Source organism: Moorena sp. SIOASIH, assembly GCF_010671925.1.
Classification (GTDB): domain Bacteria; phylum Cyanobacteriota; class Cyanobacteriia; order Cyanobacteriales; family Coleofasciculaceae; genus Moorena.
In genome coordinates this window covers 1,484,484-1,496,594 of sequence record NZ_JAAHIH010000002.1, presented here as the reverse complement: position 1 = coordinate 1,496,594, position 12,111 = coordinate 1,484,484, and the positions used below count along the sequence as shown (strand labels likewise).

General features: G+C 43.3%; 11 protein-coding genes. 6 read left to right on the top strand and 5 right to left on the bottom strand.

Going from position 1 to position 12,111, the window contains the following annotated elements; translation table 11 throughout:
* The first annotated feature begins 217 nt into the window (after nucleotides 1-217).
* Nucleotides 218-1,438: a transposase gene (locus F6J90_RS14220; protein ID WP_293094329.1), complete on the top strand. Its 1,221-nt coding sequence runs from the start codon at nucleotides 218-220 to the stop codon at nucleotides 1,436-1,438.
* Between the two features lie 92 nt (nucleotides 1,439-1,530).
* Here F6J90_RS14220 and F6J90_RS14215 read toward each other — a convergent pair whose 3' ends face one another.
* Together F6J90_RS14215 and F6J90_RS14210 are read right to left on the bottom strand one after the other, a co-directional pair.
* Nucleotides 1,531-2,448: a DUF1822 family protein gene (locus F6J90_RS14215; protein WP_293094327.1), complete on the bottom strand. Its 918-nt coding sequence runs from the start codon at nucleotides 2,446-2,448 to the stop codon at nucleotides 1,531-1,533.
* Entirely contained in the window at nucleotides 2,445-3,149 is a 705-nt protein-coding gene (locus F6J90_RS14210; protein WP_293094325.1) for a sigma-70 family RNA polymerase sigma factor, read from the bottom strand. The genes F6J90_RS14215 and F6J90_RS14210 overlap by 4 nt, the downstream gene beginning before the upstream one ends.
* 468 nt (nucleotides 3,150-3,617) lie before the next feature.
* On the opposite strand from F6J90_RS14210, the gene F6J90_RS14205 reads away from it, so the two are divergent.
* Together F6J90_RS14205 and F6J90_RS14200 are read left to right on the top strand one after the other, a co-directional pair.
* Complete coding sequence (locus tag F6J90_RS14205) at nucleotides 3,618-4,214, top strand: LuxR family transcriptional regulator (RefSeq protein WP_293094322.1); 597 nt, start codon at nucleotides 3,618-3,620, stop codon at nucleotides 4,212-4,214.
* A 1,178-nt stretch (nucleotides 4,215-5,392) separates the two neighbouring features.
* Nucleotides 5,393-5,602, top strand: coding sequence for a hypothetical protein (locus tag F6J90_RS14200; protein WP_293094320.1), 210 nt, complete (start codon nucleotides 5,393-5,395; stop codon nucleotides 5,600-5,602).
* 163 nt (nucleotides 5,603-5,765) lie between these two features.
* On the opposite strand, the gene F6J90_RS14195 is transcribed toward F6J90_RS14200, so the two are convergent.
* A complete protein-coding gene (locus tag F6J90_RS14195) occupies nucleotides 5,766-5,978 on the bottom strand; it encodes a helix-turn-helix transcriptional regulator (protein ID WP_071103122.1) in 213 nt (70 codons plus the stop codon).
* Between the two features lie 404 nt (nucleotides 5,979-6,382).
* On the opposite strand from F6J90_RS14195, the gene F6J90_RS14190 reads away from it, so the two are divergent.
* The 3 genes from F6J90_RS14190 to F6J90_RS14180 all read left to right on the top strand — a co-directional run bounded on the left by F6J90_RS14190 (nucleotide 6,383) and on the right by F6J90_RS14180 (nucleotide 10,243).
* On the top strand, nucleotides 6,383-6,553 hold the full coding sequence (locus tag F6J90_RS14190; protein ID WP_293094318.1) for a hypothetical protein: 171 nt from the start codon (nucleotides 6,383-6,385) through the stop codon (nucleotides 6,551-6,553).
* Between the two features lie 200 nt (nucleotides 6,554-6,753).
* Complete coding sequence (locus F6J90_RS14185) at nucleotides 6,754-8,472, top strand: calcium-binding protein (protein ID WP_293094315.1); 1,719 nt, start codon at nucleotides 6,754-6,756, stop codon at nucleotides 8,470-8,472.
* A gap of 247 nt (nucleotides 8,473-8,719) precedes the next feature.
* Complete coding sequence (locus tag F6J90_RS14180; protein ID WP_293094313.1) at nucleotides 8,720-10,243, top strand: calcium-binding protein; 1,524 nt, start codon at nucleotides 8,720-8,722, stop codon at nucleotides 10,241-10,243.
* A 478-nt stretch (nucleotides 10,244-10,721) separates the two neighbouring features.
* On the opposite strand, the gene F6J90_RS43585 is transcribed toward F6J90_RS14180, so the two are convergent.
* Both F6J90_RS43585 and F6J90_RS14175 read right to left on the bottom strand, forming a co-directional pair.
* Entirely contained in the window at nucleotides 10,722-10,799 is a 78-nt protein-coding gene (locus F6J90_RS43585) for a hypothetical protein (RefSeq protein ID WP_366513765.1), read from the bottom strand.
* 83 nt (nucleotides 10,800-10,882) lie between these two features.
* Entirely contained in the window at nucleotides 10,883-11,854 is a 972-nt protein-coding gene (locus tag F6J90_RS14175; RefSeq protein ID WP_293094310.1) for a hypothetical protein, read from the bottom strand.
* Between the last annotated feature and the right edge of the window lie 257 nt (nucleotides 11,855-12,111).

Sequence of the window (12,111 nt, the reverse complement as noted above, 5' to 3'; positions counted from 1 at the left end):
GGAATTTTGCACAGAGTCTTTCGGGAGAGGGAGGCGAGCTATAAAACTTCTGAGCAGCTCTGAGTAGGTCATTCCTCTTCTGTCGGCCTCTTCCTGTAACTGTCTTTTCTCAAATTCGGTAACTCTAACTACAAGCTTTTGATTTTTCATTATGGGTTGACACTTGTTACTACTACTGCTACACTAATAATAGGTCGAGAAACATAAATTGACAATAATGATAACAGCCTATCAATATCGGTTAAGACTAGCAAAATCACAGGAAGCAGAAATAGAAATATGGCTTGATATGTTACGTTGCCAATACAATTACTTGCTTGCTGATAGATTTAACTGGTACGAGCAAAATCGCTGTTCTATCAACTCCTGTCCTTTGGTTTGCCATTTACCAACTTTGAGAGATAATCCTGATTACTTCTCTCAAAAGAAAACTTTACCTCAATTGAAGAAAGATAGACAGTGGTACAAAGCTATCCACTCTAATGTCTTACAGGATTGCGTCAAAAGGGTAGACCTGGCGTTCAAAAGGTACCTGAAAGGTGATTGTAATGGCAGAAAAAGCGGTAGACCTAGATTTAAAAGTAAAAACAGCTACAGATCCTTAACTTTTTCCGCTTTCTCGAAAAATCCTATTAAAGGAAATAAATTAAATTTACCTAAGTTTGGATGGGTAAAGATGGTTTACCATCGACCTATCCCAGACGGATTCAAGATTAAAACTGCTACAGTTACACGTAAAGCTGATGGGTATTATGTAACCTTGTCACTACAGGATGACACTATTCCTAGTGTAATTCCAGTAGAACAAGCATCGAACCCTATTGGCATAGATATGGGTCTTAAGTCTTTCCTTGTTAAATCCGATGGAACAGAGATCCCTATTCCCCAGTACTATCGGAAGGCTCAAAAGCGACTTAAGAAAATCCAAAAAACTGTCAGCAGATCTAAAAAAGGTAGCAATAACAGAAAAAAGGCTGTAGGCAGGTTAGGAAAAGCTCATAAAAAGGTAGCTGATACCCGAAAAGATTTTCACTTCAAAACCGCTAAGAACTTGCTAGACAATCATGACCTAGTTGCTCATGAGAAGTTGAATATTAAAGGTTTAGCCAAAACTAAAATGGCTAAATCGGTTCTTGATGCTGGCTGGGGTCAATTCCTGTCAATACTATCAAACAAAGCCGAGAATGCTGGTTTGGTTACAGTTGCAGTAAATCCCCGAAACACTAGCCAGAACTGTTCCAATTGTGGAAAGAAAGTACCAAAAAAACTAAAAGACCGCATTCATTCTTGTCCTGATTGTGGGTATACAGAAGATCGCGATACAAATGCGGCGATAAATATATTGAAGTTGGCGGTGGGGCATCCCGTCGGAAATAAAGCTTACCGAGTATCCGAGGCGTTAGCCGGAGTTGGTAAGAAGCCCACACTGAACTTGTAAAAGTCAGTGTGGGAGTATGTCACAGCTGCATCGCTCTTTCCTACTGTTCTGAGTTCCGTGTTCTGAGTTCCCTAATTTGATCAATCCTAGTTTCACATTACAAACTCTTCGATCACACTGGCTTTATCCAGAGCAACCTTGACACTGAAACGGTCTCCGGGTTCGCAACTAAAATCCAATTGAATGGCTTGATCCTGGTTTCTGGCTTGGGCATTGATCAGCATTTCTTGCTCCTCATCTAGCAAGAGCAACTGCAGATTGGGGGGTAGATAGGTTTGACCATTGATGGGATTGAGTTGTAGGAAAACATTCAGCTTTGTTTCGGATTCTGGGGTGAGTGCCACAACCAGAGCCACCCCTTGATTAGGTTTGCCCCATTCAATCTGTTTACATCGCTTAACGGTTTGATCAGACTTGGTTCTAAAGGCGAAAGCTGGCTCAGCACCTTGGTTACCTAAAAGGGTTTCCACACTCTGCCAACCTGCTTCAAAAATATGCTCCAACCATTGACTAAGTTGTGTCATAGGTTGGAATTGATCGAGGTAGGCTGGTAAATCTTTTAGCGATCGCAATTGGTGGATGACTAATTGACTAGTTTCCGAGGTTGGGGAAAATCCCAACAGCGTCGCTTCAGTATGGTCTTGATCAATCTCAACGACTACATAGCCAATCCGGTTAAATCTAACCTCTTGGGGAATGGGACAAGTCAAATCACCGGGTTTGACAGGCCGACATTCCAAGCGCCCCAAACCGGTTACCCTCAGGTCAGCCACATTTTCAGCCAAGCGCACTACTGAATTCCAGCTATCCCCTGCAGTTAGGTCAGTCGGAATACCCAGGATCCGTAAATAGTTATTCACCGCACACACCGCCAGGGTGTTGAGATAGACTTGTTCAGCCTTTTGCTGGTTGGGTTGGTACTGAGCGAACTGCTGGGCTATCCCTAGGGCTGACTGGGTAATCGGCATGGGGATTGACCAATCTGATAGCATGTTGGCGTTGTGTCTCATGATTTTTTCCTAGGTTGGGGTTTTGTGGTGCTTTTCGAGCGACCAGTCTTTGACTCTTCTTCTATATATCCCTCGCATACACCAAATTTTCGCAACAGGGGTAAGCATTTACGGTTATAGAATTTGGGCAAATCTTTAGCTTCTGGTGGGGTTAGCTTAAATTCTGCTGCAATCGTTTTCCAAGGCTGATCAGGAGGGAGTCGAAGCTGGATTAGGACTTGGGCATTAATCTCAGGGCGTTTCCTAAAGCAAGTCTGACGTAACACTCCGTCTGGGTCTGTCTTTACCCAATCCAAGGTTTTTTGCCAAATTTTCATAACTGGTTGTAGATCAGGAGCAGCTGGTACCCTATCTACAGGGTCAATAGTTTTACCTTCCTCTGTGCTTAGGCCAGTAATTTGCCGCTTCTGTTGCCTATAGCCAGCATCTCGAAATCGTCTCAGTCGCTTTTTTAGTTCATCGTCGAGCCAAGTAATCACACCTTTGATAGTCGGGTCATACTCTTCCGGATGGCCACAGCAATATTCCCACATCTCTTGGAGAGCGTCATTATAATATGAGGTATATTCTTTCCAAAGTTTGCCGGATTTCATCACTAGTAGATGTACCTCGCTCAGTTTTTGCCGACGTTCCAGACTTAATGGTGGATGATTACATGCTTCAGCTATCAGCTGACGGAGTATTCGATCTAGATTTTTCATCGGTTATGTCCCTGTTGTAAATGCGATCGCGTAGCGTGACCTACGGTCAATCGTGTTTAGTACGCATTAGTCTATCGATAGCGGTTCTCAAGTTAATTGTTAGTAGTTTGTTGTTTATGTTGGTAGATGCTTACACTAACTACTAACCTCTACTCCTGATCAGAAGCGCTACAAAGGGCAGCCCGAAGACTGGACTCAGTATTGACCATCCCTAGACATCTTAGGCATCAATGTTGGGGAATGGCAAAAGTCACCCAGTATTTATTTACACGAGTGATCGGGGGGTTTTTCGCAAAAAACCCCAAAAAAAATTTTTTGTCCGATTTTTTGCGAAAACCCTGGTTGAGAGGTGCTGTAACAAATGGCTAAGCCAATTGTGATTCAACAGGTGCGACCCGTGGCGAATTTAATTCTTAATGGGTCAAAAGCACCATTACATTTCAAATCCAGTTAGTGCGTCAACAGACCATGTATACTCTCACCAACACTCTAGAAAAATCCGCTCCTCAGGTGCAACAGTTAGACAATGGTCTACTGCAAGGAGTACTAGAAGGTTTTATTGACGGTGTTTTAATTCTGAATACACAAGGAGAGTTGCTTCATAGCAATCAAACCGCTCGTGTTTTTTGTGAGCAACTTACACCGAACAGCAAACATTTTACGGTGGTGCCTCAAGAAATCTGGCGTGTCTGCCAAGCCTTGAAAGACAGTGATGAATTCTATCCCGATCAATCTGTAATTATAGATTCAGAGATTACTACGAGTCACTCCACAACGTTTCGGATTCGGGCTCGATGGCTCAACCTGAGGATATCTGAGCAGCCTTATATTTTAGTTACCCTCGAAGACCAACGTCAATCCATTCATAGTATAGCCCTAGCTGAAGTTCACAAATATGGCTTAACTGCCCGTGAAGCAGAAGTCTGGTTACTGCGTCGAGTCAATTACTCCTACAAAGAGATTGCTGCGGAACTGTTTGTTACCCTCAATACCGTGAAGAAGCACATGAAAAACATTCGTGCCAAGCAGCAAATGGCGATGATAATGGAAGAAATGGCTGCTTAGGCGCATAATTAGCGATTTGGAAGACAGATATTCTTGGTGATGTGGGCATTTAGCTGTCCGGCAAAATTCATCCCACACCTAATGCTACGCATTAGGTGTGGGATGAATTTTGCACAGGGTATTATAAAATTGCTATAATACTGATAAAAAAAGCCGTTCGCGTAGCGTGGCCTACGGCCTTAAATGCTGGGCAAGTCAGCCACCTACTAATCAAAAATACAACTTATTGTATTGTTCCGGCGGGTCGGGGCATCCCGGAGAGGAAACCTTAGAATAGGGCAGCCTTAATCATAAAGTTTTAACTCTTTACGCATAACCGACTAACCATAAAGGCTGCCCTATTCTTGCGGTAACTTCTGACCGTGTCGTTAATAAAGCAAGCCTACGTATCCGTTCGCGCAGGGTCGGCGAAAGCCGATACCGTTGGGTGGAGTTGGTAAGAAGCCCACACGCTCACTCAAAGAGTCAGTGTGGGAGTATGTCACGGAGCACAACCACTACAAAGACAACGTTTTAACAAAACTCGCGGAATTCCCCACCGTCTTTCACGGTGGGGATGGATAGCGAGACGACAACTTATGACGATTCGTGCTAAAATAAAGTTGGTCGATGACCCGCCTGACTGACTAAAAGGCTACCTTAAAGGTGTAAAAGTACTAGCTCCAGCTCAGGGAAGAGACAAGCCCCAGCTGGTTGACCATAGAGTCGTAATTCCAAGGTAAGTCTGTCGAAAAAAACTATACGTCTGCGGAAGGCGGATGTCTGCCTGTGGACGCTGAGTAAGACCTTTGATCAGCTTGCTGGTTGAGGCTTTGGCGGATGAAGCGGGAAACCCATTTGACGAATAAGACCGTCCCTGATTTGAGTTGAGATTGGAAGCCCCAGCCTCAGCGTTCGCGTAGCGTGACCAAAGGTCAAGCAGGCTGGGGTACTTCACACACTACTCCGTAGGATAACTGACAAAATGCCCTGGGCACGGGCATTTTTTTGTATTAGCGATCGCGCTCAATGGTTTCCAAATGAGATGTAAACCATTGAGGTATTTTTTTATTGTCAAATAACACTCCGAATCTCTTTCCCATCTTGCCTTTTGCCTCTTGTATGCAAGCCAATTCCTGCAATACGTCTGTTTACAAATCATATAAAAACACGCTTATTCCGGTTGTCATAGTAATCGGGTGAACAAGATTGTTTCCCTGTTGCCTGTTGCCTGTTGCCTGTTGCCTGTTGCCTGTTGCCTGTTGCCTGTTGCCTATTGCCTGTTGCCTGTTGCCTGTTGCCTGTTGCCTATTCCCTACTCCCTACTCCCTACTCCCTATTCCCTACTCCCTATTCCCTACAGATTTTGCCCCAAAAAATTTTTTCTGATTTTGTTGCGAAAAGTTTAGTTCACAGGCGCTGTAACAAGTAGCCAATAAAATGGCAAGGTGGTTACACCGATAATCCTCTCCTGTTTTAGTTTTTTGATTAACTGTTAGGACACTGTCCCAGGTTAATAGGAAACGGTTACGCCCCATATGGGGCGTTTTTTTTTAGCTGGATCCCAACAGTTCAATCAGTTACCCACTTTGCCAATTCATCTAGGGTAACTTTCAGCAGGTCACACAATACCTTGAGCTGATTTGGGTAGAGTTTGGGGATATGCCTGCCCGCTTCCCAATTTTGCACCGTGGTAACAGTTACGCCCAATTCATGAGCGATTTCCCGCTGGGTGATATTTAGGGATTCTCGTCTTTTTTTAAGGTTGTCCCCTAAATTAGTCATTACTGTCCTATTTAAAAGTTAACATAATTAAGTTTACTGAGTTATAGGTTACCCTTAATCTCACTAGAGAATATCTTACATAAGCTGGTCTTCATTTAAATTCCATGGTTCTGACAACAGGGGAGCTTCGGGTGCAGGGGAGCTCATAAGGGTAGGTTTTTAACTTTGACCTCAGGTGTGGGGTGTGGTGTGGGGTGATCGGGTGTGGGGTGTGGTGTGGGGCTCACAGGGGTAGGGGAAAGGGTTTGACGGTTTTTTTTCTAGATGAAATCCATGTGTAGCGGTAATTTCCAGAATTAGTATAGCGCTGATCATACTTATCAGGTAGATTCAATTTTCCCATCGGCCACTCCCGACTCCCGACTCTTTACTCCCTACTCCCATTAACCCAAGACGAAACTACCTTGAGAACTGCTATAGGACAAAAACCATTAGTAAGCATTCAGCTAATGCGCTACGCGCACCCTTGGCCTTGGCCGTTGGCCACGCTACGCGAATGGCCACGCTGCTTGAGGTGCGAACAGCTATCAGCTATCAGCCAAAGCCTTGGCCAAAAGGCCAAGGCTCACGGCTGACTGCTGACTGCTGAATGCTTACAACCATTAGTCACAATTTGCCAACCTGGCAACAAACCCAGTTGGGATTTGGTTTTGATAGAAACTAAAGATACATAAAAAAAATAGTCCTAATTAACCTAGGAAAATTATTATCCTGTCGGGAAAGGTTGTAGATTTTTTTTTGACACAAATTAATCAATTTATAATTAATAAATCTAATGGAATACCTCGAAGATATTTCGGTAACAGAACTAGAAGAACTAAAGGAAGTTTCCCCATCACTCCTGATTCCTGAGGGCGAGAGCAGTAAAACTCCAACTACCACTACTCAGATTATCTCAGAGGATATCCTAACGGTAGTTCCCCAGTCAGATTCAGATGAATTGTCGAAACGTTTCTTGCCATTTCCAAGACCGTTCAACGTTATTCTCGGTACTCCCGGTGCTGACGTTCTGCCCGGCACTAACTATAGCGATATTATTTTAGGTCGCGGGGGCAATGACATTATTCTTGGTCTCGGTGGCAATGACTTTCTGTTTGGGGAAGATGGAAATGATGTTGTTGTCGGTGGGTCTGGTAACGATTTTTTATCTGGTGGCAATGGTCAAGACTTTCTATTTGGTAGTTCCGGTCAGGATACCCTTGATGGCGGGAATGGTGATGATTTTCTGTCTGGGGGAACTGGTTATAACCTCTTCATCGGTAGTACAGGCAATGACACTCTCAACGGAGAAGATGGCAGAGATACGGTAGATTACACTGGTCTGGGTCGAGCCATTACCCTTTTACCCACGGGAATCGTTAACAAAAATGGTCTTGGCAAGGATGAACTAATCCGAGTAGAGACTATTATTGGCGATCGCAATCAAGCTAACACCATTGATGCCTCTTCTGCCGGTACTGGTGCTTCTATCAACGTTGATTTGCAACAGGAGAAGTTACAAGTCAATGTTGTCGGTGGTCCGTTTCTAAACCGCACTGTGCGGAACTTTATTAATGTCAAAGGTACTGGACTGAGCGACACTATTGCTGGTAATAAACTAAGCAACAAACTTAGCGGTGGCGGTGGTAATGACATCATTAGTGGTAGCGCTGGTAATGATGTCATCGATGGTGGCTCTGGAAAAGATACAGTGGATTACACTGGTCTAGGTAGAGCCATTACTGTCTTACCAACTGGAATCGTTGATAAAGGTGGTTTGGGCAAAGATCAGCTGATTGCGGTTGAGAAAGTCATTGGGGATGCGGGTCAGGTTAATACTATCGATGCTTCTTCTGCTGGTACTACTGCGTCTGTGAATGTAGATCTGCAAAAGGAAAGTTTACAAGTTAATATTGTTGGTGATGGCACGCTGAATTTCGGTGTCGAAAACTTTGTCAATGTCAAAGGTACTGGACGCAACGATACCATTGTTGGTGACAACCAAAATAATCAACTTACTGGTGGCGCAGGGAGTGACAAAATTCTTGGTGGTGGTGGCAAAGATACTATCGTAGGTGTAGATCCCAACAGTTTGAGTCCAGGAGTTAACGAGATTGATATCCTAACTGGAGGCGCTGGTGCTGATAAGTTTGTTCTGGGAGATAGCAAGAATACTTACTATGAAGGGCGAGGATTCTTGGGTCTCAATGACTACGCTCTAATTACCGATTTCCAATCCGGTACGGATAAAATCCAACTCAAAAAAGACAACTATCTGTTTGGAAGAAACTTTATTGCTGTGCGCAAAGGCTTCTACTATAATGATTTGAGTAGTGTTGCTTCAGCTGAAACCGTTGTTAACAACCTATCTGAAGGCGTTATTAATGACTCTGGGTCAAGTCTCGGTGCTCACACCACTGGTGATAGCTTGGAGTCCGGTCGGATAGTTTCTAATTTGGATATCATTGCTATAGTTTCCGACGGATATAGTCAATCTGATATCGAGTTTGTGTAATCTCAAGTTTGTGTAATCTCAAGTTTGTGTAATCTCAAGTTTGGTTAATTACATCCCAAATAGTTGCTAGATTTTTGGTAATTTGGTAATAGGTGATAGGTAATCATAAAGTACCAATTACCCATTACCAATTAGCAAATTTATTGCCAATTTGGCGTTACAAATCAATCACAAAGCCAATTTGGCGTTACAAGGGTTGTCTTGATGGGATTTCATCGAAATACCATAGATCGCTAAGGAAGACATTATGGCCACAGTTCAACAGGCAATCCTTAAAAACCAACCATCAGCAAAAGACAAACTAGACCTAATCCCCGACTCCATTAAAAATAAACAGGTAACAGAAGTCAAGTCCAGCAATGCTCCAGCTGCGCTGTCTAGTTTAGCTGCCAGCGATGGCCAGTCCCTGGGTAATGTAGCCTTGACTAATTCACCTGCCCTGAGTACTTTAGGCTTGAACGCTTCAGAAACGTCAGCTGTACAAGGGTCATTGTTAACATCAGCTACACCAGCGTCATTGTCAACAGGTATCACAACAACAGGTATCGCAACAAAACCTTCTATCGGGCCCAGTACATCGTCTAGTCTGACTAGGCCGTTTTTGCCATTCTTCTTCCCTAATTTCATTATCGGTACTCCCCGTAGTGACCTTCTGGTCGGTACTGGCTCTACTGATATCGTTCTTGGTCTCGGTGGAGATGATGTAATTTTTGGATTTGGGGGTAACGACATACTCTTGGGTAATGATGGCACTGACGTCATGTTTGGTGGCTTTGGTGACGACAGGATGTTTGGTGGTCGTGGAAACGATTTTGTGTTTGGCGACTTCGGAAATGACACCATATTTGGCGATAGTGGTAATGATGTCTTGTTTGGTGATGCCGGTAAAGATACAGTTAATTACGCTGGCTTGGGTACAGCAATTACCCTCTTACCTAGGGGTATAGTTGACAAAGGCCGTTTTGGTCGGGATGAGCTTGTCGATGTTGAGAAAATTGTTGCAACTCCAGGTAAAGCCAATACAATTGATGCTTCCTCTGCTGGCTCCGGTGCTTCTGTGAAGGTGAATCTGCAAAACCAAAGCTTGCAGGTGAATATTGCTCGCGGTTCTACTTTGAATTTCACTGTCCAGAACTTTGTTAATGTCAAAGGTGCCGCCCTCAATGACAATATTATTGGAGATAATAAAAATAACCAACTTACCGGTGGTGCAGGAAGTGACGAGATCACTGGTGGTGGTGGTAACGACACTATAGTTGGTGTTGATCCGTCTAGTTTTAAACCAGGAACAAACGAGATTGATATCTTGACTGGAGGTTCCGGTCGCGATAAGTTTGTTCTAGGAGATTCGAGAAATGTTTACTATCAAGGTGGTGGAATCTTTGGGTTAAACGACTACGCTTTCATTGATGATTTCCGAAGTGGTCAGGACAAAATCCAACTCAAACGAGGCAACTATCTGTTTGGACGGAACTTTATCGCTCTACGGAAAGGCTTCATCTTTAATCAGTTTGACAGTGTTGCTGCGGGAACAGCTAGAAGCAGTGAACCCAATCTGGCTCAGGTTGAGAATGCTGTTGACAGCATAGTCAAGGGTAATAATCCAGATCTTTCTAAGGTGAGTACTGGTGTTGGTGCTCAAACCAGTTTCTCTACTTCGGCAATAGAGGATACCAGCAGCTCTTCTCGATTCTTTGCTCCTGTTTCGTTTGATATCATCGCTATCGTGCCTGATGGGTATAACTCCTTTAGTGATATCAACTTTGTTTAAGGTTTAAGTGATTAACCGTAGGGTGGGCAGTGCTTAGCAACAGGATTGGTAAGCTTGGTCAATCGGTCTGATCCACTGCCCACCCTACATCAACCAAGTGATTAACCCTAGGGTGGGCAGCGCTTAGCAACAGGATTGGTAAGCTTGGTCAATCGGTCTGATCCACTGCCCACCCTACATCAACCAAGTGATTAACCCTAGGGTGGGCAGTGCTTAGCAACAGGATTGGTAAGCTTGGTCAATCGGTCTGATCCACTGCCCACCCTACATCAACCAAGTGATTAACCCTAGGGTGGGCAGTGCTTAGCAACAGGATTGGTAAGCTTGGTCAATCGGTCTGATCCACTGCCCACCCTACATCAACCAAGTGATTAACCCTAGGGTGGGCAGTGCTTAGCAACAGGATTGGTAAGCTTGGTCAATCGGTCTGATCCACTGCCCACCCTACATCAACCTGCTACATGAACCTGCCAGGGATTCATAGTCTTTGGCTAAGAGTTAAGTTAGGATCGTAAGCCAGTAACAGGTGATCTTCAAGTTCACTGGCTGAACCCATAGCAATTTGAAGAAAACGGGCTAGTTCAGCAACTCCGTTGCCTTAAGCATCCAGCTGACTGCTGACAGCTGACGGCTGAATGCTTACGGTGCGATCGCTTCCATAGTTTTTTCCATAGTTTTTTGATGAGTTTTTTTACTCAGCATACAACAAGCAAGCATACAGGTTCTAGTCACTTGACTTTTCAGTTGATGATTATTAGCCAATGCCTCGATAATTTTTTTGTCAATATCTGATTTAAGGGCAGATTTTTTATCGATAATCTTGCTATAAAATTGGTGTCTCATACATGTCGAGTAATTCTGACCTCTAATATCGCCAGCAACAAACTCTCCAATTCCTCCCCCCAGTTCCCTGACTACATTTATTTCACTTTCTGCCACTTGCGAAGCCAGGGCCACTGCTCTAGCATATAACGGTAAAGCAATAGACAAACCTGCCCCAGTAGCAGCAATAAATGTAGCGAGAATATAGATCAGAACCAGAGCAACAATATATTCCACTAGGACATCTAGAATAGCACCGATTACCGGCACAATAATTACAACAATTGCGCCGACAATTTCTGATGAGGATAAAATCTCTACAAGTCTCTCAACATCCAACTCATAGTCTACATTTCCCACTCGAATAAATGTTAGGTTTGTTTCCTTAAAAGCGAGCTTGTTTATAGGGTTATTGTTTGAGGTATTTTTTTCTAAAATAGGTTTGATAGCATTGTCAAGCTCATGAGCAATTGACTTGATCCAATCCTTGACACAAGTCTCAACGATATCCTCTCCAAGAATTCCTTTTCCAGGACTTCCTTTTAAAGTATCTCGAACCTTCAATTTTATCGTCTCTGCCAAGGCACTCAGATATATATAATCTCTATCTTTCCACTCTTTAATTTCAGTAAAGACCACTTCATTCACTACAAAAATCGCTAGAGAATCACTCAAAGCCCGAAGCAATTTAGGATATCTATTATAGATTAGAGCCTGCGCTTGACTTTGCACCAAAGCATTCCCGTCTTTAGAACTTGCTTGAAATTGATATCCAAGGCTATGTTCCATCTCAATCTCCTAAAATTTAATTGTGAGTTTATACATGAAAAACTGGTTTTGGTTTACCTTATTCAAGTTATCACCTACAATACTCAATGATCTAAAATTGAAACAAATCTTGATGTTTGGATGAGACCCTTATGCTCTGAGGAGATACCAACTAATAAATTGGCCGATATACCAAATAGAATTTTTGATAAGTTTTGGAATTTTATTAATCAAATTTAACCGTTGATGAAGTAATTACTTGAGACAGAGTTAAGATG